This window comes from Aeromicrobium marinum DSM 15272, from assembly GCF_000160775.2.
In the GTDB taxonomy this organism is placed as follows: Bacteria; Actinomycetota; Actinomycetes; order Propionibacteriales; family Nocardioidaceae; genus Aeromicrobium; species Aeromicrobium marinum.
Window position 1 is genome coordinate 918113 of sequence record NZ_CM001024.1, and the last position, 19595, is coordinate 937707.

Consider the following 19595-nt stretch of genomic DNA (forward strand, 5'->3'; position numbering starts at 1 on the left):
GACAGCCCCGACCAGGGTGGGCACCCCGGCGGCGAGCTGGTCGGCGCCGCCGGCGACCTGGGCGGCGCCGTCGGCCAGCAGCCCGGTCTGCTCGCCGGCGGCACCGGCCTGGCTGCGGACGTCGTCCACGAAGGCCTTCAGCGCCTCGCTCTGACCGGCGACGGCGTCGATGGCCGCGCAGTCGATCCCGGCCGGCGGATCGGCGCGGCACTGGTCGGCGAGGCCGCGCAGCACGGAGGCGAGCTGGTCGATGTCGGCGTCGGCGCCCGCCGTGGCCGCCAGGATGGCCGAGGTGATCGCGGTGACCTGACGGTCCACCTCGGCGGTCCCGTCGGCCACCTGGCGTGCCCCGTCGGCGAGGCGGCGCGCGTCACCGGGCAGGGTCGAGGTCGCGGTCTCGAGCTCGGTGAGGCCCGAGGCCAGGGCACGGGCGCCGGAGTCCAGCTGGGACACCCCGTCGGCGAGGCGACGGTTGCCGTCCGCCAGGGCGCCGGCACCGTCCGCGAGCTGCGCGGCTCCTCCGGCGAGCTGACCGATGCCCCCGGCGAGCTGGTCGGCGCCGTCGGCGAGCTCGGAGGCGCCGTCGGCGGCCTCGCCGAGCGCGATCTTGAGGTCGCCGAGGGAGAGGTACACGTTGTCGAGGTAGGTCTCGGTCACCTGGGCGTTCAGGGCGTTGCGGGCCGCGGTCCCGATGGTCTGGGCGATCGTGCCGCCGAGGTAGTTGACCGCGTCGTTGGTCTGCAGCTCGAGCCGTCCCTGCACCGCGCCGGCCGGATCGCCCTGGGTCGACGTGACCGCGGCGGAGAGGTTCTCCGGGATCGTCAGGACGGCCTGGTAGCTGCCGTCGGTCAGGCCACGGCTGGCGTCGTCGGCGTCGGTGAGGACCCAGTCGAAGTTCTCCGAGGAGTCGTCCGAAAGCAGGTTGGCCGCCAGGAGCCGGCCGACGGCCACCGGTTGGGTCTCCCCGTCCGGCCCCTCGACCTCCACGAGCTGGTCCTGGTTGACGACGGCCGCCGGCACACGGTCGAGCCGGTCGGTGGGGTCCAGGTTGGCCCACACGTAGAGCCCGCCGTAGAACAGCGGCACGACCATGACGGCGACGACGGCTGCGCGGGTCAGCCGGCTGCGGCGGAACCGTGCCAGCTCGAACCAGGGGAGTGCGGGCGAGGGAATCATCACAGCAGCACCTCGTGGGGAGCGCGAACACTGGACAGCTCCACCAGGTGGAGCCGGTCGGACGGGGCGGGAGCGGCGCTCGGCGACTGCACGCTGGCCAGCAGCGTGACGCCGCGCGCGTCCAGCAGGTGGTCGACGGCGGTCCACAGCAGGTCGATCAGCTCGGCGGAGCGCAGGTCGTCCGCGTCGTCGAGCACGACCAGCCGGGGTTCGCCGACGAGTGCGAGGGTCACGCCGAGCACCTTGCGTTCGAGCCGGTCGAGGCTCGACACCAGGGCAGAGCCCTCGACCGGCTCGAACGGGACACCGGCTCGTCGGTGGGCCTCGGCGAGCGCGTCGTTCATCGAGCGCAGGACCGGGGCGAGCCGCTGACGGCCGACCCACAGGCCGAACGAACGGATCGACAGCCGCTCGGCGATGTGCTGGTCCACCGACAGGTTGTCGTCGAGGTCGTTGATGCCGCTGACCTCGGCGAGCGCCACCACGTGGCGGACGGCAGCGGACTCCTGCGGCAGGAGGCGACCGTCGACCCGCAGCCGGCCGTGGTCGAAGTCCATCCGTCCGGCGAGGGTGAGCAGCAGCGCCGTCTTGCCCGAGCCGCTCGGGCCGTGGACCACGAGGCGGTCGCCGGGCCAGATCTCGAACGACACGTCGTTGAACACCAGCCCGTCGGGTCCGTCGGCGGTGAGCCCGGCGGCGGTGACCGCGGCGGTCGACCCGGGACGGGGCCAGGCCTGCAGCTCGACGCGGCGGTGCAGGCCCTCACCCTCGACGTCGATGTGGGGGAGCTGACGCTCGACCCTGGCGGGCAGGATCCACGACCGGCGTCCGAACAGCTCCAGCACCGCCGGTGCGAAGAGCATGCGGATCAGGAAGGCGTCCACGAACACCCCGATCGCCAGGGCGAACGCGACCGGTTGGATGTTGGGGTCGCCCTCGGGCACGAAGGCGGCGAACACCGCGAGCATGATCAGCGCTGCCGCCGTGACGACCCGCGAGCTGCCGACGAAGCCGTCGACGACGGCGCGGCGCGGATCGCCCGTCCGGACGTACTCCTCCTTCATCCGTGCCATGAGGAAGACCTCGTAGTCCATCGACAGGCCGAACAGCACCGCCATCAGGATGATCGGCAGGAAGCTGATGAGCGGCCCGGTCTGCTCCACGTGCAGCAGGTCCATCAGCCAACCCCACTGGAAGACCGCCACGACGGCCCCGAAGGAGGCCCCGGTCGACAGCACGAAGCCCAGGGTCGCCTTGAGCGGGACGACGAACGACCGGAACACGATCATGAGCAGCAGCACCGAGAGTCCGACCACGATGAGCCCGAACGGGAGGAGGGCGCTGAACAGCCGTTCCGACACGTCGATGCCGCCCGCGGTGAGACCGGTGACGGCCACGTCGGTGCCGTGCTCGTCCTTCCACCCGTCGGCCCGGTCGCGGATCCGCTCGACCAGGTCGTTCGTCCGTTCGTCGGTGGCCGCGGTCGTCGGGATGACCTGCACGATGCCGGTGTCGGCCGTGGGGTTGGGCGTGGCCAGCCCGATGGCCGCGACGCCGTCCATGGCGCGCAGGTCGTCGGCCACGGCCGACACGACCCCGACCGGGTCGGTGGTCGAGATGATGTCGAGCGTCACCAGCAGGGGAGCGTTGAACCCCGGCCCGAACTCCTCGGCCACGATGTCGAAGGCCACCCGCTGGCTGCTGCCGGCGGGGGCGGTGCCGTTGTCGGGCAGGGCCAGGCGGAGGTCCTTGGCCGGGACGGTCGCGATGGCCAGCCCGATCACGACGACGACGATCGCGAGCATGGGCCGGCGGATCATCGCCAGCACCCAGCGTCGCGAGAAGCCGCCCGTCGGGTGCTCGGCGCTCGGGGTGAGGGAGGCTCCGGCGCGCCCCAGGAGCGCCGGCAGCACGGTCAGGGCCACGGCGACGGCGATGACGACGGCCAGGGCCGCCACTGCTCCCATCACGGTGAGGAAGGGGATCCGGGCGATGGCCAGGCCGAGGAGGGCGATGACGACCGTCACCCCGGCGAACACGACGGCCGAGCCGGCGGTGGCGACCGACCGGGCCGCGGCCTCCTCCGGCTCCATGCCCTCGGCGAGCTGTTCGCGGTGGCGGGCGACGATGAACAGGGCGTAGTCGATGCCGACGGCCAGCCCGATCATGAGGGCGAGCAACGGCGCGGTCGACGAGATCGTGAGGAAGCCGGTCGCGGCGATGATGAGCGACATCGAGACGAGGACGCCGAGCACGGCCGTGACGATCGGCATGACGGCGGCTCGCAGCGACCGGAACATCAGGTAGAGCACGACGAAGGCGACGATCACGCCGATGAGCTCGATGATCGACAGCTGGGGGCCGGTGTTGGTGAAGATGTCTCCGCCGAAGGCGACGGTGTAGCCGGCGGAACGCAGGGCCTCGCCGGTCGCGATGAGGTCGTCCTGCTCGTCGGGGGTCACCGACGTGAGGTCGCCCTCGAACTGCACGAGCACCCGGGCCGCGCCCTCGTCGTCGGTGACACCGACCGGGTTGAGCTCGTCGAAGGGCGACACCACCGACGTGACGCCGCTGACCTGCTCCATCTGCTCGATCGAGTCGGCGAGCAGGCCCCGGGTGCGGTCGTCGGTGACGGTCCCGCCCTCCGGTGCCACCACGACGGCGAAGGCCGAGGCGCCGCTCAGCTCGGGGAAGGTGCGTCCGAGCCCGTCGATGGCCTCCTGGGACTCCGTCCCCGGGATGTCGAACGAGTTCTTCGTCCCGTCCCCGAGTCCGAGGGCGGCGACGCCGGCGAGCACGAGCACGGCCATCCAAGCGGCGAGCACGCGACGCGGGTGCCGGAAGGCCCAGCGACCGAGGGCGTAGAGAAGGTTCGACATTCCCGAAAGGATACGTTTGTGTATCGAACCCGTCAACGCATCTGCGATGCGGCCCACCTCACATCGCCGGGACGCGTCGGGCGCCCCCGCACGCGCGGTGGCACGATGACGCCATGGCTCTGCAGATCGCCCAGGACGACCACGCCGACCGCGTGCTGAACGACGATCCCTTCGCCCTCCTGGTGGGCATGCTCCTCGACCAGCAGTTCCCGATGGAGCGCGCCTTCGCCGGACCGGCGAAGATCCTCGACCGGTTCGGGACCCTGGAGCCGGGGGCGGTGGCCGCAGCCGACCCGGACGCGTTCGCCGACCTCTGCGCGACCCCGCCGGCCATCCACCGCTACGGCCGGTCGATGGCGGCCCGCGTGCAGGCCCTGGCCCGCGTCGTGGCCGACGAGTACGACGGCGACGCGTCGTCGATCTGGACCGGCGCACGGACCGGCCGGGCGCTCGTCGACCGGCTCCGCGCGCTGCCCGGCTTCGGTGACCAGAAGGCGACGATCTTCGCCGCGCTGCTCGCGAAGCAGCTGGGCGTCAAGCCGCGGGGGTGGACGCTGGTCACGGGCGACTACGGCCGGGTCGGGTACCGGTCGGTCGCCGACGTCGTGGACGCCGAGTCCCTGGCCAAGGTCCGGGCGCACAAGCAGAAGGTCAAGCAGGCGGCCCGGGAGTCCTAGACGGCCTGCGACGTCCCCTCGTCGGGCTCCAGCAGGGCCCCGGGCACGGCGCACAGCAGGCCGCCCACGGCGTCCATCCGCGCGGACAGCGGTTGCCCGTCGACCGCGGGCTCGGTGAAGCCGGCGTTCGGATCGGTGGCGAGCCGTTCGACGTACGCGGTCCGGGCGTCGACCAGCCGCACCCAGTCCTCGAGCCAGTCGTCGACGGGTGAGTCCGCGGCGCGCCGATCGGGGTCGACCGTCCGTACCCCGGCGACGAAGGCCCGCACGGCGTCGTTCTGCTCCACGACGACCTCGCTGCGTGACGCGTCGTCCGCCCCGACGGGCCGCGCCACCAGCACGGACTCGAGTCGTTCGCACTCCGTCTGCGCCACGGCGATCACCTCCTCGTCCTGGATGACCGCGGGGAAGTCGGCGTCGCCCAGACGGACCAGCACGACCGCCGCGACGGTCAGGACGGCGGCAGCCACGGCGGCGGCTCCGGCCGCCAACCAGCCCCAGCCCCGGTGCACGGGAGGGGGAGGGAACCGCCAGGCGTCCTCCCGTGGCGGGTACGGAGGCAGCGGCGCGGTCACCCCGTCATCGTCCCACGGTGGGCCCGAGGACCGCTCGCGTGGCGAGGTGTCGCGATTCGCCTACGCTCGGAGGGTGATCGTTGCCGTGGCGGTGTGTCCGCCGACCCCGGTGCTCGTGCCCGAGGTCACGGGTGGGTCGGCCCCGGACCTCGAACCGGTGCGGTCGGCCAGCCACGCGGCCGTGGCTCGTCTGGTGGCCGGCGAGCCCGACCTGGTCGTCGTGCTGGCCCCGGGCATCGACGACGAGCCCAAGGACGGACTCGCGGGCGGAACGCTCCACGGCTTCGGCGTCGACGTGCGGGCGGGCGGCGACGACCTCGTGCTCCCGTACGCGCACACGATCGGGGCCTGGTTGCTGGACCGCGCCGGATGGACCGGCCCCCGACTGCACGCGGGCTCGCCCCCGGAACCGCTCGACGGCCGGGTCGCGCTGCTCGTGCTCGCCGACGGATCGGCCCGCCGCAGCGACCGCGCGCCCGGCCACCTCGACCCGCGCGCCGAAGGATTCGACCGCACGGTCCAGACGGCGCTGGCGACCGGTGACGTCGCGGCACTGGCCGACCTCGACCTCGCGACCGCTGCCGAGCTCATGGTCGGCGGTGCGACCACCCTGCGTGCCATGGCCGAGGTGCTGGCCGCGCCGTCCGGTCCGCGGTGGACGGCGCGGCTCGGCTACGCCGGGGCACCGCTGGGTGTCGGGTACTGGGTGGCCGACTGGTCGGCCGGGACCGAGGTCTAGCGGGGCTTCGGTCCGCCCGGCTCCTCACCGAGCTGGTCGGCGGCGTCCTTGGCCTTCTTGGCGGCCGAGTCGATCGTGTCGGTGTGCTTGCCCTTGGTGGCCTTGTCGGCCAGTCCGGCCGCCTTGTCGATGCCCTGGTCGATCTTGTCGCCGTGCTCGCGGGCCAGGTCGGCCGCCTTGTCCTTCAGCTCAGGTGCTCGCTTCTTCAGCTTGTCCAGGAAGCCCATGACCGATCTCCTCGTCGACGGGGGACCACGGCGGTCCCGCTCCTCGCGATCGTAGTGGGAGGATGCGGCCATGCCTCGCCCACGCGTGATCGTGCTGGTCGGGCCCACCGGGGTGGGCAAGTCCGACCTCGCGATCGACCTCGCCGAGCGCATCGACGGCGAGGTCGTCAACGCCGATGCCCTGCAGCTCTACCGCGGGATGGACATCGGCACGGCCAAGGTGCCGCCGGGTGATCGGCGAGGCGTGCCGCACCACCTGCTCGACGTCCTGGAGGTCGACGAGTCGGCGAGCGTCGCCGAGTTCCAGCGCTGGGCGCGCGACGCCGTGCGGGACTGCCTCGCGCGGGGTCGCAGTCCCGTGGTGGTCGGAGGATCGTCGCTGTACGTGCGGGCCGTGGTCGACGACCTGGAGTTCCCCGGGACCGACCCGGTCGTCCGGCAACGATGGGCCGCCGAGCTGGAGCGGGTCGGCCCCGCCGCACTGCACGCCGAGCTCGGCCGCCGGGACCCGGCTGCCGCCCGGCAGATCCTGCCCACGAACGGCCGCCGGATCGTCCGGGCGCTCGAGGTCATCGAGCTCACGGGCGCTCCGTTCGTCGCCACGATGCCGCCCCATGCCTCCGTCATCGGGCCGGTGCACCTGGTGGGCCTGCGGGCGGACCGCGCCGTGCTCGACGACCGGCTGGAGCGTCGGGTCGACGCGATGTGGGAGGCCGGTCTGGTCGCCGAGGTGGAGCAGCTGCGGGCCCGCGGGCTGGAGCGGGGCCGTACGGCCCCGCTGGCCCTCGGCTACGTGCAGGCGTTGGCCCAGCTGCGGGGCGAGTGCAGCGAGGAGGAGGCCCGTGCCGACACCCTGCGGGGCACCCGCCGGTTCGCGCGCCGCCAGGAGAAGCTCTTCGGCAAGGATCCGCGCGTCCGCTGGTCCGCGTTCGACGACCCGCACCTGCTCGACGGTGTGCTCACCGCCGTAGACTGGAATGCATGACGTTTTCATGGCTCAAGGGGCACGGCACGGAGAACGACTTCGTGCTGCTCCCGGACCATGACGGCACGGTCCACGGCGATCTCGACCCGACCTTCGTGGCGGCCCTGTGCCACCGCCGGCGCGGCATCGGGGCCGACGGCGTGCTGCGGGTGGTCCGGTCCGCCGCGACCGGCCTGCCCAGCGCGGCCGAGTGGTTCATGGACTACCGCAACGCCGACGGATCCACCAGCGAGATGTGCGGCAACGGCATCCGGGTCTTCGCGCTCCACCTGGTGCAGGAGGGCCTGGTCGACCCGTCCGGGCCCTTCCTCGTCGGCACCCGCGACGGCGACAAGCAGATCACCGTCGACGGCGACCTCGTCACGGTCGACATGGGCGTCGCCGAGGTGCGCGGCACCACCAAGGTCACGGTCGACGACCACGTGTGGGAGGCGCAGGACGTCCGCACGGGCAACCCGCACGCCGTCGCGTTCGTGGACGACCTCGCCGAGGCGGGCGCCCTGACGGCCCAGCCCGAGTACGACGAGGTCGTGTATCCCGACGGCGTCAACATCGAGTTCGTGCGCCGCCTCGGTGCCGACCACATCGCGATCCGCATCCACGAGCGCGGCTCGGGCGAGACCCGCTCCTGCGGGACGGGTGCCTGTGCCGCAGCAGTCGCGCACGGCCTCGACCACCCGTCGCCCGTCGGGTCCACCTGCCGGGTCGACGTGCCGGGCGGCACGGTGTGGGTCACCCGGGGACCGGACGGCGCCGTGGCTCTCGCCGGTCCGGCGGAGATCGTCGCGCGCGGCGAGATGGAGTGGATCGCATGACCGAGACCCAGGGCACCGACGGCCTGGAGCTGGAGGAGCGCAACTCCCTGCGTCGCGTTGCCAGCCTGCGCACCGAGCTGCAGGACATCACCGAGGTCGAGTACCGCCAGCTGCGGCTGGAGCGCGTGGTGCTCGTGGGGGTCTGGACCGAGGGCTCGGTCGAGGACGCCGAGAACTCGCTCGCCGAGCTCAAGCTGCTCGCCGAGACGGCCGGTTCGGAGGTGCTCGACGCCCTCATCCAGCGGCGGCCCAAGCCCGACCCGGCGACCTTCATCGGCAGCGGCAAGGTCGAGGAGCTGCACGCGGTGGTCGAGTCCACCGGGGCCGACACCGTCATCTGCGACGGCGAGCTCGCGCCCAGCCAGCTGCGCAACCTCGAGGACCGGGTCAAGGTCAAGGTGGTCGACCGCACGGCCCTGATCCTCGACATCTTCGCCCAGCACGCCAAGAGCGCCGAGGGCAAGGCCCAGGTCGAGCTCGCGCAGCTGCAGTACCAGACCCAGCGGCTGCGCGGCTGGGGCGGCAACCTGTCCCGGCAGGCCGGCGGCCGTGCCGCCGGTGGCGAGGGCATCGGCGGCCGCGGTCCCGGTGAGACCAAGCTCGAGACCGACAGGCGCCGCATCCAGGCCAAGATGGCCAAGCTGCGGCGTGAGCTGAAGATGCTGAGCGTCACGCGCGAGACCAAGAAGGCCAACCGGCGTCGCCACCAGATCCCCTCGGTCGCCATCGCCGGGTACACCAACGCGGGCAAGTCGAGTCTGCTCAACCGGCTCACCGACGCAGGAGTCCTGGTCGAGGACGCGCTGTTCGCGACCCTCGACCCGACCACCCGCCGGACCCAGACCTCCGACGGGCGGGTCTACACGATGTCTGACACCGTCGGCTTCGTCCGGCACCTGCCGCACCAGCTGGTCGAGGCGTTCCGCTCGACGTTGGAGGAGGTCGCCGAGTCCGACCTGGTCCTGCACGTGGTCGACGGGTCGCACCCTGATCCGGCCGGGCAGATCGCGGCGGTCCGCGAGGTGTTCGCCGACGTCGACGCGCTCGGGGTGCCGGAGATCATCGTCGTCAACAAGGCCGATGCCGCCGATCCGACGGTCATCCGGCAGCTGTTGGCCCGCGAGCCGCACGCCGTGGTCGTCAGCGCTCGCACCGGGGAGGGCATCGACGAGCTGCTCGACGCGATCGAGGCCGACCTGCCGCGGCCGGCCTCGCGGATCGAGGTCGTGCTGCCCTACGCGCGTGGCGACCTGCTGAACCAGATCCATGCCACCGGCGAGATCGAGTCGATCGAGCACGAGGGCGACGGCACCCACGTCACGGCGCTCGTGGCAGCGGAGCTGGCGCACCAGCTCGAGCCGTTCGCCGTCTGACTCAGCGCTCCTGCGGCGGGTCCATCGCACGGACGTCGCGTCGGGCGGCCCTGACGGCGGTGTTGAGCTCGGCCAGCAGCGCGGCCGTGCGCTCCAGCTCGTCGGTCCCGTGCCGGGCGAGCACCTGACGGACGTGCATCGCGAGCGGGGTGAAGATGCTGGACCCGACCTCCCGCGCGGTGTCGGTGACCTCGAGGTGGATCGAGCGGCGGTCGACGGTGGAGCGTGAGCGGGTCACGTGACCGGCGCGCTCGAGGCGGTCCAGCAGGGCGCTGGTGGCCGACGCGCTCAGCCCGAGCGCCTCGCTCACGTCCTTCGGCGTCACCTCGTGACCGTCCATCACGTGGGCCAGGGCGGTGAGGTCGCTGCGGTGCATCGTGTGGTGGTGACTCATCTCGCCGATGTAGTGCTCGATCTCGCCCGCGAAGGTGCGGAGCTCCCGCACGAGGTCGTCACCCGCTGCTGCGCGTTCCATCCGCCCACCTTACACTTCCATCATGGAATCATTCGATGGCGGAACTAAAAGCTCCTCCCGGTCCACCGAGCCGGTCCTGCGACGACGAGGGGCCTGGCTGCTCGCTGCACTGTTCGTCGTGGCCTCCGGCGCGGCGCTCGGCTCGGGCCTGACGCCCCAGGAGGTGCCCGGGGGGCCTGGTGGCCTGCCGGACTCCGCCGAGTCGACCGAGGTGGCCCGGATCGTCGCGACCCTGCCGACGGAGGGGTCGGCCCCGGCCGTGGTGGTCGTCTCCCGCGGTGACGCGGGGCTCGAGCCGGCCGACCGGCCGGTCCTCGACGACCTGGCAACTTCCCTGGGTGAGGCGCTGGGTACCGAGGCCGTCGCGTCGACCTCGCCGGACGGGAGCGTGGGCCTGGTGGTCGTGCCCACCACCGACGCCCCCGCGGAGGAGCAGGTCAACGAGCTGCGGGACGTCGTCGCCGCCGAGCTGCCCGACGGACTGAGCGCCCAGGTGACGGGGGCCCCGGCCTTCGCCACCGACCTGTCGGAGGTCTTCGCCGGTGCCGACGTCCGCCTGCTCGTGGCCACGGCCACGATCGTCGCCCTGCTGCTGCTGATCACCTACCGCAGCCCGTGGCTGTGGCTGGTGCCGCTCGTCGTCGTGGCGGTGGGGGACCGGGTCGCGACCATCGTGGTGGCCGGGGCCACCCGGCTGTTCGACTACGACGTGGACGGCTCCACCGTCGGCATCACGTCCGTGCTGGTGTTCGGTGCCGGCACGAACTACGCGCTGCTGCTGATCGCGCGGTACCGCGAGGAGCTCCGGAGGCACGACGACCGGCACGTCGCCATGGGTGCCGCCTGGCGCAGCACGGCCCCGGCGGTCCTGGCCAGCGGCGGCACGGTGGTCCTCGCCCTGCTGATGCTCAGCTTCGCCGACACCCCGTCCACCCGGGCGCTGGGCTACTCCGCTTCGCTCGGCATCGGCGTCGCGATGCTGTACGGGCTGGTGTTCCTGCCGGCGGCCCTCCTGCTGTTCGGGCGCCGCCTGTTCTGGCCCTTCGTGCCCCGGCAGGGTCAGGACGACCCTGCACTCACCGGGGTGTGGGCCCGCATCGGCCGCCGGGTCGTCCGCCGGCCGGCCGCGTTCATGGCCGGTGCGCTGGCGGTGATCGCGGTGCTCGCCGTCGGCGCGACCGGTGTCGACGTCGGCCTGACGCAGAACGAGCAGTTCCGGGAGGTGCCCGAGGCGGTGGTGGGGCAGCAGCGTCTGGCCGAGGCCTTCCCGGCCGGAGCGGCCGAGCCCACCACGGTGCTCACATCACCGGACCGGGTCGACGAGGTGCTGCGGACCGTCGCGGACGTCGACGGCGTCGCCGAGGTCCGACCGGGGCGCTCCGACGACCGGTGGGCCACGCTCGACGTGGTCCTGGACGCCGAGCAGGGGTCCGTCCGGGCGTTCGACACCGTCGAGGGCCTGCGCGCGGCGCTCGGCGCCGACGACCTGGTCGGCGGCCCGGACGCACAGGACCTCGACTCGGCCGCCGCGGCGTCGTCGGACCGGCTGGTCATCTTCCCGCTGGTGATCCTGGTGGTCGTGGGGGTGCTGCTCGTGCTGCTGAGGTCCGTGGTCGCCGCCCTGGTGCTGGTGACGACGGTGGCCGCCACCTACGTGGCCGCCCTCGGGGCAGGCTGGTGGGTGTCGGACCTGCTGTTCGGGTTCCCGGCGCTGGACCTGACGGTCCCGTTGTTCGCCTTCGTGTTCCTCGTGGCCCTGGGTGTCGACTACAACATCTTCCTGGCGACCCGGGCGCGCGAGGAGGCCGCCCGGCAGCCGGTCGCGGGCGCCATGACGTCGGCCCTGGCGGTGACCGGCGGGGTGATCACCAGCGCCGGCGTCCTGCTGGCGGCGGTGTTCGCCGTGCTGGGCGTGCTGCCGCTGATCACCCTGACCCAGATCGGCATCATCGTGGGCATCGGCGTCCTGCTGGACACGCTGCTGGTCAGGACCCTGCTGGTGCCGTCGCTCGCGACGCTGATCGGCGAACGGTTCTGGTGGCCCCGCCACCCGGGGGTCAGCGACTCCTGGACCCCTTGAGGCTCTCGGTCACCTCGTCGAAGCTGATGGCGATGCACAGGACCTCGCGGTCCTCGGGCCAGTTCTGCTCGACGGGGTAGAAGAACGAGAAGTCCAGCACCGAGTCGTCGTACGACTCCCCGACCCAGGGCTCGAACAGCTCGAGGCATCCGGACTCGGCGGCGTCGATCACCTGGTCCTCGCCGGGGTACGTCCCGGCCGGCAGGTCGAACGTGCCGTAGGCCTGCTCCCGGTGCGGCTCGTCGCACGGCACGACCTCGAGGGCGTCGGCGCTGTCGGGCGGGGTCTCGGCCAGACAGTCGTCGGGCGCGATCTCGGCGATGTCGACGAGGGTGCCGCCCGCCGACGTCGACTGCTCGTCCTCGGCGACCGCGACGATCGCGACCAGTCCGGCGACGGCCACGACGACCGACCACAGTCCGACGACGCCCAGGGCGACGAACGCCTTGACCCGTCCGTCCCGGCGACCCTCGAGCAGCACCTGCACGGCGAGGATCGCCGCGACCACCCAGGTGATGCCGAGCGGGATGATCGCCAGGACCAGGGCCCACGTGGCCCGCGACGACGGCTGCTCCGACGCGTCACGGTGGGGGTGGGTCGGCGGCGGGGGTGGTGGGGGAGGGACGGCGCTCATGGCGACACGCTACGACGGCTCCCGGGCCGGGAAGGTGAGGCAGGCCTGCGATGACGAATCGTGTCGGCGGCCCTACCTTTCTCGCATGGACGACCTGCAGATCCCCGAGGAGCTCCCCGACGCCGAGGGCGTGCGCCACGAGCATCCCGACGTGACCGGAGGCTGGCTGCGACCCACCGTGTTCGGTGCCATGGACGGCCTCGTGTCGAACTTCGCGCTCATCATGGGCGTCACCGGTGGCACCACCGATCCCGAGCCGGTGGTGATCGCCGGCCTGGCCGGTCTGGCGGCCGGCGCCTTCTCGATGGCGGCGGGTGAGTACACCTCGGTCGCCAGCCAGCGCGAGCTGGCCGAGGAGCAGGTCGCGGCCGAGCGCCGCGAGATCCGCGACAACGGGCGGGCCGAGGAGGCCGAGCTGGCCGCGATGTTCGTCGACAAGGGGGTCGACGAGGACGTCGCGCGGGTCGTCGCCCAGCAGATCCACCGGGACCCGGAGACGGCCGTCGCGGTGCACGCGCAGGAGGAGATGGGGATCGACGTCGACGAGCTCGCGTCACCGTGGACGGCAGCGTTCTCGTCGTTCCTCGCCTTCGCGGTCGGGGCGCTCATCCCGTTGCTGCCCCTCATGCTGGGGGTCACGTCGTCCTGGCCGACGATCGGACTCTCGCTGGTGGCGCTGTTCGCCTGCGGCGCCGTCGTCACGCGCATCACCAGTCGTTCCTGGTGGTTCGGCGGCGTGCGGCAGCTGGTCCTCGGCGGTGCGGCGGCCGGCCTCACCTACCTGATCGGCGAGGCGATCGGGTCCCGCATCGGGTGACGACGACAGGACGGGCCGGCCGCTTCGACGATCGCCCCGGTCCGGTGTAATCTGAGTAGGCTGTCCGAGGCCAATGTCGTCCCCGGTCCTGCTCGATCCGACGACGTTGAAGGGGTACCCGTGTCAGCCCACTCCGAGTTCTCGACGCTTCCCGCGGCCCAGGGCCTCTACGACCCCAGCCAGGAGCACGACGCGTGCGGCGTCGCCTTCGTGGCCGACCTCAGCGGCGTCGCCAGCCACGACATCGTCGCGAAGGGGCTCACCGCCCTGCGCAACCTGGACCATCGCGGCGCCGTCGGCGGCGAGCCGGACACCGGTGACGGTGCGGGCATCCTGCTGCAGGTGCCCGACGCCTTCCTGCGCGCGGTGGCGGGCACGGAGCTGCCCGCCGCGGGGCACTACGCCGCCGGTATCGCGTTCCTGCCGGTCGATCCCGACGAGGCGGCCGCAGCGCGGCTGGCGGTCGAGGCGATCGCACGCGAGGAGGACCTGGAGGTGCTGGGCTGGCGCGACGTCCCGGTCGACCCCACCATCCTGGGGTCCATGTCGCGTGGCGCGATGCCGAGCTTCTCCACCTTCTTCGTGGCGGCCCCCGGTGCTGCCGCCGCCGGTCTGGACCTCGACCGGCTGACCTTCGGCCTGCGCAAGCGGGCCGAGCACGAGGTCGGGGTGTACTTCCCGTCCTTGTCGGCCCGCACCTTCGTCTACAAGGGCATGCTGACCACCGAACAGCTCGACGCGTTCTTCCCCGACCTGCTCGACGAGCGGATCGAGTCGGCGCTCGCGATCGTGCACAGCCGGTTCTCGACCAACACGTTCCCCAGCTGGCCGCTGGCCCACCCGTTCCGGTTCGTGGCGCACAACGGCGAGATCAACACCGCGCGCGGCAACCGCAACTGGATGCGGGCCCGCGAGGCGCTGCTGGCCAGCGACGTGATCCCGGGCGACCTGACCCGGCTGTACCCCATCTGCGACCCCGAGGGCAGCGACACGGCGTCCTTCGACGAGGTGCTCGAGCTGCTGCACCTCGGCGGCCGCTCCCTGCCCCACGCGGTCATGATGATGATTCCCGAGGCCTGGGAGAACGACACCGAGATGGACCCCGCCCGGCGGGCGTTCTACGAGTTCCACTCCTCGGTCATGGAGGCCTGGGACGGTCCCGCAGCGGTGTGCTTCACCGACGGCACGCAGATCGGCGCCGTGCTGGACCGCAACGGTCTGCGCCCCGGTCGGTACTGGATCACCGACGACGGGCTCGTGGTGCTGGCCTCCGAGGCCGGGGTCCTGGACATCGACCCCGCGACGATCACCCGCAAGGGCCGACTCGAGCCGGGCCAGATGTTCCTGCTGGACCTCGACGAGCACCGCGTCATCGAGGACGAGGAGATCAAGGGGTCCCTGGCGTCGGAGCACCCCTACGACGAGTGGTTGTACTCCGGCCTCGTCCGGTTCGACGACCTCCCCGACCTCGAGCACATCGTGCACACCCACGCGTCGGTCACCCGGCGCCAGCAGGTCTTCGGCTACAGCGAGGAGGAGCTGCGGACGCTCGTGGTCCCGCTCGCGCGCACCGGCGCCGAGGCGATCGGGTCGATGGGCACCGACACGCCCATCGCGGCGATCTCGGACCGGCCACGCCAGCTGTTCGACTACTTCAGCCAGCTGTTCGCCCAGGTCACCAACCCGCCGCTGGACGCCATCCGTGAGGAGGTCGTCACGTCGCTCGCGGGCACCATCGGGCCCGAGAAGAACCTCCTGGACCCCACGCCGGCGAGCTGCCGCATGCTGCAGCTGCCGTTCCCCGTCATCGACAACGACGAGCTCGCCAAGATCCGGCACATGAACAAGGACGGCGACATGCCGGGGTTCAGCGTGCACGTCGTGCGTGGTCTCTACGAGGTCGCGGGGGGCGGGGAGGCCCTGCGCACCCGCCTGGACGAGATCTGTGCCGATGTGTCCCGCGCCGTCGCCGAGGGCGCCCGCATCATCGTGCTGTCGGACCGGCACTCCAACGCAGACCTGGCACCGATCCCGTCGCTGCTGCTGACCGGCGCGGTGCACCACCACATGGTCCGGGAGAAGCTGCGGACCCAGGCCGGACTCATCATCGAGGCCGGCGACGTGCGCGAGGTGCACCACGTGGCGCTGCTCATCGGCTACGGCGCGACCGCGGTCAACCCGTACCTGGTGCTGGAGAGCGCCGAGGACCTCGCGCGCGAGGAGGTGTACGTCACCGGCGTCGAGCCGTCGAAGGCGGCACGCAACGTCGTGTACGGCCTGGGCAAGGGCGTGCTGAAGGTCATGAGCAAGATCGGTGTCTCGACCGTCGCGTCGTACACGGGTGCGCAGATCTTCGAGGCGGTCGGCCTCTCCCACGAGGTCGTCGACGCCTACTTCACCGGCACCTCCAGCAAGCTCGGGGGCGTCGGGCTCGACGTGCTCGCGGCCGAGTGCGCTGCCCGGCACGCGACCGCCTACCCCACCAGCGGCATCGCGGGTCCCCGACGCCTCGACGTCGGTGGCGAGTACCGCTGGCGTCGGGACGGTCCCGAGCACCTGTTCGACCCCGAGACGGTGTTCCGGCTGCAGCACTCCACCCGCACCGGCCGCTACGACGTGTTCAAGCAGTACACCTCGCGCGTCGACGACCAGTCCGCTCGGCTGATGACGCTGCGTGGCCTCTTCGCGATGAAGGAAGGCGTGCGCCCGCCCGTCCCGCTCGACGAGGTCGAGCCGGTCTCGGCCATCGTCAAGCGGTTCTCCACCGGTGCCATGAGCTACGGCTCGATCAGCCAGGAGGCCCACGAGACGCTGGCCGTCGCGATGAACCGCCTCGGCGGCAAGTCCAACACCGGCGAGGGCGGCGAGGACCCCGAGCGGCTCTACGACCCCGAGCGTCGCTCGTCGATCAAGCAGGTCGCGTCCGGCCGGTTCGGCGTCACCAGCGAGTACCTGTCCAACGCCGACGACATCCAGATCAAGATGGCCCAGGGCGCCAAGCCCGGTGAGGGTGGCCAGCTGCCCGGCCCGAAGGTCTACCCCTGGGTCGCCAAGACCCGTCACTCCACGCCGGGCGTCGGACTGATCAGTCCGCCGCCGCACCACGACATCTACTCGATCGAGGACCTCAAGCAGCTGATCCACGACCTCAAGAACGCCAACCCCTCCGCCCGCGTGCACGTCAAGCTCGTGTCCGAGGTGGGCGTGGGCACGGTCGCGGCCGGCGTCTCCAAGGCCAAGGCCGACGTCGTGCTGATCTCCGGTCACGACGGGGGGACCGGCGCCTCGCCGCTGACGTCGCTCAAGCATGCCGGCGGGCCCTGGGAACTGGGTCTGGCCGAGACGCAGCAGACGCTGCTGCTCAACGGGCTGCGTGACCGCATCGTGGTGCAGTGCGACGGTCAGCTGAAGACCGGTCGCGACGTGGTGATCGCCGCGTTGCTGGGCGCCGAGGAGTTCGGTTTCGCGACCGCACCCCTGGTGGTCAGCGGCTGCATCATGATGCGGGTCTGCCACCTCGACACCTGTCCGGTGGGTGTGGCGACGCAGAACAAGTCCCTGCGCGAGAAGTACTCCGGCAAGGCCGAGTACGTCGTCAACTTCTTCGAGTTCGTCGCCGAGGAGGTCCGTGAGTACCTCGCGGCCCTCGGGTTCCGGTCGATCGAGGAGGCCGTCGGCCACGCCGAGGTGCTGGAGTCCCGGGAGGCGATCGACCACTGGAAGGCTCAGGGTCTGGACCTGTCACCGATCTTCCACGTCCCGGAGCTCCCGGAGGGCGCTGCGCTGCACTGCACCACCACCCAGGACCACGGTCTGGACGCGGCCCTCGACGTCGAGCTGATCCGGCTCAGCGCCGACGCCCTCGAGCGGGGCGAACCGGTGCGGGCCCAGCTGGCCATCCGCAACGTCAACCGCACCGTCGGCACGATGCTCGGTCACGAGGTCACGAAGCGGTACCGCGGCGAGGGGCTGCCCGAGAACACCATCGACCTGACGTTCGTGGGCGCTGCCGGACAGTCGTTCGGCGCCTTCGTCCCGCGGGGCATCACCCTGCGGCTCGAGGGTGACGGCAACGACTACGTCGGCAAGGGTCTGTCGGGCGGCCGGATCATCGTGCGCCCGCCGCGGGAGGCGACCTTCACCGCCGAGGCCAACATCGTCGCGGGCAACGTGATCGGGTTCGGCGCCACCGGCGGCGAGATCTTCCTGCGGGGCAAGGTCGGCGAACGGTTCTGCGTGCGCAACTCCGGCGCCAGCGCCGTCGTCGAGGGCGTCGGCGACCATGCCTGCGAGTACATGACCGGTGGACGGGTCGTCGTGCTCGGACCGACCGGACGCAACATCGCGGCCGGCATGAGCGGCGGCACCGCCTGGGTCCTGGACCTCGACGAGTCGCTGGTCAACCGCGAGATGGTCGAGACCCGACCGGTCGCGGCCGAGCACCTCGAGGAGCTGCACGAGCTGGTGCGCAAGCACCGGGAGGAGACCGGGTCGGCCGTGGCCGACCAGCTCCTGTCGTCCTGGGACGCCTCGGTGGAGCGTTTCACCGAGATCATGCCGATCAACTACCGACGTGTGCTCGAGGCACGCGCGGCGGCCGAGGCCGACGGACTGTCCGACGAAGAAACCACAGCACGCATGATGGAGGTGGCCGCTCGTGGCTGATCCCCGCGGATTCATCACGACGCCCCGTCAGGTCGCCGAACGGCGTCCCGTCGAGGAGCGGGTCAACGACTGGAAAGAGGTCTACCCGGGAGGTGCGGGCAAGGCCCTGCTCCCGATCATCAGCGAGCAGGCGGGGCGGTGCATGGACTGCGGCATCCCGTTCTGCCACTCGGGGTGCCCGCTGGGCAACCTCATCCCGGAGTGGAACGACCTCGTCTGGCGCGACGACTGGGACGACGCGATCCAGGCGTTGCACCGCACCAACAACTTCCCGGAGTTCACCGGCCGGCTCTGCCCGGCCCCGTGCGAGACGGCCTGCGTCGTGGGGATCAACCGCGACGCGGTGACCATCAAGAACGTCGAGGTCTCGATCATCGACCGGGCCTGGGAGTCCGGGTCGGTCCGTCCCGAGCCGCCGGAGTTCCTGACCGGCAAGACGGTCGCGGTGATCGGGTCGGGGCCCGCCGGACTCGCGGTGGCCCAGCAGCTCACGCGGGCCGGCCACACCGTCGCGGTGTACGAGCGCGACGACAAGCCCGGGGGCCTGCTGCGGTACGGCATCCCGGAGTTCAAGATGGAGAAGATCCAGGTCGACCGCCGCATCACGCAGATGCGGCGTGAGGGCACGGTGTTCCGCACGGGGGTGCAGGTCGGCGAGACCCTGACCGGCTCGCAGCTGCGCGACCGGTACGACGCCGTGGTGCTGGCCGTCGGAGCGACCGTGCGTCGCGACCTCCCGGCCCCCGGCCGCGAGCTCGGCGGACTGCACCAGGCGATGGACTTCCTGCCGCAGGCCAACCGCGCCGCCCTGGGCGAGGACCCGACGACCGACGGGTCGGAGCAGATCCTCGCGACCGGCAAGGACGTCATCATCATCGGCGGCGGCGACACCGGCGCCGACTGTCTCGGCACGTCGATCCGGCAGAAGGCCCGGTCGATCACGAGCCTGGAGATCATGCCGCAGCCCGGGGAGGGCCGGCCCGAGAACCAGCCGTGGCCCACCTACCCGATGCTGTACCGCGTCGCATCGGCCCACGAGGAGGGCGGCGACCGCAAGTACGCCGTGTCCACCAAGGAGTTCGTGGGTGACGACGACGGCAACGTCAGCGGTCTGCGCATCGTCCAGGTGGAGATGAAGGACGGGTCGTTCGTCGAGGTCGAGGGCACCGAGGAGGTCATCCCGGCGCAGCTGGTGCTGTTCGCGATGGGCTTCACCGGCCCCGAGACCGAGGGTCTGGTCGACCAGCTCGGCGTCGAGCTCGACGAGCGCGGCAACGTCAAGCGCGACCTCGACTACATGTCCAGCGTCCCGGGGGTCTTCGTCGCCGGCGACTGCGGTCGCGGTCAGTCCCTGATCGTGTGGGCGATCGCCGAGGGTCGGGGTGCTGCCGCCGGTGTCGACCGGTACCTCACGGGTTCGACCACGCTGCCGGTGCCGATCCCGCCCACGGCTCGCCCGCTCACCGTCTGACCGGCCG

The 19595-nt window shown here is 71.9% G+C and carries 15 protein-coding genes; 9 read left to right on the forward strand and 6 right to left on the reverse strand.

Annotation, left to right across the window (positions count from 1 at the left end; genetic code table 11):
- Both HMPREF0063_RS16770 and HMPREF0063_RS04835 read right to left on the reverse strand, forming a co-directional pair.
- The coding region (locus tag HMPREF0063_RS16770) for a YhgE/Pip family protein (RefSeq protein WP_211208755.1) at positions 1 to 1176 on the reverse strand (1176 nt) is incomplete at its 3' end.
- Positions 1176 to 4055: an MMPL family transporter gene (locus tag HMPREF0063_RS04835; protein WP_007077535.1), complete on the reverse strand. Its 2880-nt coding sequence runs from the start codon at positions 4053 to 4055 to the stop codon at positions 1176 to 1178. The genes HMPREF0063_RS16770 and HMPREF0063_RS04835, both read right to left, overlap by 1 nt.
- 113 nt (positions 4056 to 4168) lie before the next feature.
- On the opposite strand from HMPREF0063_RS04835, the gene HMPREF0063_RS04840 reads away from it, so the two are divergent.
- Entirely contained in the window at positions 4169 to 4732 is a 564-nt protein-coding gene (locus HMPREF0063_RS04840) for an HhH-GPD-type base excision DNA repair protein (RefSeq protein ID WP_007077536.1), read from the forward strand.
- On the opposite strand, the gene HMPREF0063_RS04845 is transcribed toward HMPREF0063_RS04840, so the two are convergent.
- Positions 4729 to 5307: a hypothetical protein gene (locus HMPREF0063_RS04845; RefSeq protein ID WP_040320105.1), complete on the reverse strand. Its 579-nt coding sequence runs from the start codon at positions 5305 to 5307 to the stop codon at positions 4729 to 4731. The two genes, HMPREF0063_RS04840 and HMPREF0063_RS04845, sit on opposite strands and share 4 nt — an antisense overlap.
- 73 nt (positions 5308 to 5380) lie before the next feature.
- Between HMPREF0063_RS04845 and HMPREF0063_RS04850 the strand changes: the two genes are divergently transcribed.
- A complete protein-coding gene (locus tag HMPREF0063_RS04850) occupies positions 5381 to 6046 on the forward strand; it encodes a class III extradiol ring-cleavage dioxygenase family protein (protein WP_040320106.1) in 666 nt (221 codons plus the stop codon).
- On the opposite strand, the gene HMPREF0063_RS04855 is transcribed toward HMPREF0063_RS04850, so the two are convergent.
- Positions 6043 to 6273, reverse strand: coding sequence for an antitoxin (locus HMPREF0063_RS04855; protein WP_007077538.1), 231 nt, complete (start codon positions 6271 to 6273; stop codon positions 6043 to 6045). The genes HMPREF0063_RS04850 and HMPREF0063_RS04855 overlap by 4 nt on opposite strands.
- 70 nt (positions 6274 to 6343) lie before the next feature.
- Between HMPREF0063_RS04855 and miaA the strand changes: the two genes are divergently transcribed.
- Genes miaA through hflX form a run of 3 tightly spaced genes read left to right on the forward strand, consistent with a single transcriptional unit; the run spans position 6344 to position 9446 of the window.
- Positions 6344 to 7258 (forward strand): tRNA (adenosine(37)-N6)-dimethylallyltransferase MiaA, encoded by a 915-nt coding sequence (gene miaA / locus HMPREF0063_RS04860; RefSeq protein WP_007077539.1) that lies wholly within the window; start codon positions 6344 to 6346, stop codon positions 7256 to 7258.
- Positions 7255 to 8073, forward strand: a complete 819-nt coding sequence (dapF, locus tag HMPREF0063_RS04865; RefSeq protein WP_007077540.1) for a diaminopimelate epimerase — start codon at positions 7255 to 7257, stop codon at positions 8071 to 8073. Before miaA ends, dapF begins: the two co-directional genes overlap by 4 nt.
- Positions 8070 to 9446: a GTPase HflX gene (hflX, locus tag HMPREF0063_RS04870; protein WP_007077541.1), complete on the forward strand. Its 1377-nt coding sequence runs from the start codon at positions 8070 to 8072 to the stop codon at positions 9444 to 9446. The genes dapF and hflX overlap by 4 nt, the downstream gene beginning before the upstream one ends.
- Before the next feature lies 1 nt (position 9447).
- On the opposite strand, the gene HMPREF0063_RS04875 is transcribed toward hflX, so the two are convergent.
- Complete coding sequence (locus HMPREF0063_RS04875) at positions 9448 to 9921, reverse strand: MarR family winged helix-turn-helix transcriptional regulator (RefSeq protein WP_007077542.1); 474 nt, start codon at positions 9919 to 9921, stop codon at positions 9448 to 9450.
- A 22-nt stretch (positions 9922 to 9943) separates the two neighbouring features.
- On the opposite strand from HMPREF0063_RS04875, the gene HMPREF0063_RS04880 reads away from it, so the two are divergent.
- Positions 9944 to 12001, forward strand: a complete 2058-nt coding sequence (locus HMPREF0063_RS04880; protein ID WP_007077543.1) for an MMPL family transporter — start codon at positions 9944 to 9946, stop codon at positions 11999 to 12001.
- Here the strand turns inward: HMPREF0063_RS04880 and HMPREF0063_RS15660 are convergent.
- Positions 11979 to 12635 carry a septum formation family protein gene (locus HMPREF0063_RS15660; RefSeq protein WP_050760907.1) on the reverse strand — a complete coding sequence of 219 codons (657 nt, stop codon included), beginning with the start codon at positions 12633 to 12635 and terminating at the stop codon, positions 11979 to 11981. The two genes, HMPREF0063_RS04880 and HMPREF0063_RS15660, sit on opposite strands and share 23 nt — an antisense overlap.
- Positions 12636 to 12720: 85 nt before the next feature.
- On the opposite strand from HMPREF0063_RS15660, the gene HMPREF0063_RS04890 reads away from it, so the two are divergent.
- The 3 genes from HMPREF0063_RS04890 to HMPREF0063_RS04900 all read left to right on the forward strand — a co-directional run bounded on the left by HMPREF0063_RS04890 (position 12721) and on the right by HMPREF0063_RS04900 (position 19588).
- On the forward strand, positions 12721 to 13452 hold the full coding sequence (locus HMPREF0063_RS04890) for a VIT1/CCC1 transporter family protein (protein WP_040320107.1): 732 nt from the start codon (positions 12721 to 12723) through the stop codon (positions 13450 to 13452).
- A 120-nt stretch (positions 13453 to 13572) separates the two neighbouring features.
- Complete coding sequence (gene gltB / locus HMPREF0063_RS04895) at positions 13573 to 18117, forward strand: glutamate synthase large subunit (RefSeq protein WP_007077545.1); 4545 nt, start codon at positions 13573 to 13575, stop codon at positions 18115 to 18117.
- Positions 18110 to 19588 (forward strand): glutamate synthase subunit beta, encoded by a 1479-nt coding sequence (locus tag HMPREF0063_RS04900; protein WP_007077546.1) that lies wholly within the window; start codon positions 18110 to 18112, stop codon positions 19586 to 19588. Before gltB ends, HMPREF0063_RS04900 begins: the two co-directional genes overlap by 8 nt.
- The last annotated feature ends 7 nt before the right edge of the window (positions 19589 to 19595 follow it).

Excerpts from the sequence above, each read along its gene's own strand:
- HMPREF0063_RS04835 (WP_007077535.1), bottom strand. The coding sequence starts at position 4,055 with ATGTCGAACCTTCTCTACGCCCTCGGTCGCTGGGCCTTCCGGCACCCG.
- HMPREF0063_RS04840 (WP_007077536.1), top strand. The coding sequence starts at position 4,169 with ATGGCTCTGCAGATCGCCCAGGACGACCACGCCGACCGCGTGCTGAAC.
- HMPREF0063_RS04855 (WP_007077538.1), bottom strand. The coding sequence starts at position 6,273 with ATGGGCTTCCTGGACAAGCTGAAGAAGCGAGCACCTGAGCTGAAGGAC.
- miaA (WP_007077539.1), top strand. The coding sequence starts at position 6,344 with ATGCCTCGCCCACGCGTGATCGTGCTGGTCGGGCCCACCGGGGTGGGC.
- dapF (WP_007077540.1), top strand. The coding sequence starts at position 7,255 with ATGACGTTTTCATGGCTCAAGGGGCACGGCACGGAGAACGACTTCGTG.
- hflX (WP_007077541.1), top strand. The coding sequence starts at position 8,070 with ATGACCGAGACCCAGGGCACCGACGGCCTGGAGCTGGAGGAGCGCAAC.
- HMPREF0063_RS04875 (WP_007077542.1), bottom strand. The coding sequence starts at position 9,921 with ATGGAACGCGCAGCAGCGGGTGACGACCTCGTGCGGGAGCTCCGCACC.
- HMPREF0063_RS04880 (WP_007077543.1), top strand. The coding sequence starts at position 9,944 with ATGGAATCATTCGATGGCGGAACTAAAAGCTCCTCCCGGTCCACCGAG.
- HMPREF0063_RS15660 (WP_050760907.1), bottom strand. The coding sequence starts at position 12,635 with ATGAGCGCCGTCCCTCCCCCACCACCCCCGCCGCCGACCCACCCCCAC.
- HMPREF0063_RS04890 (WP_040320107.1), top strand. The coding sequence starts at position 12,721 with ATGGACGACCTGCAGATCCCCGAGGAGCTCCCCGACGCCGAGGGCGTG.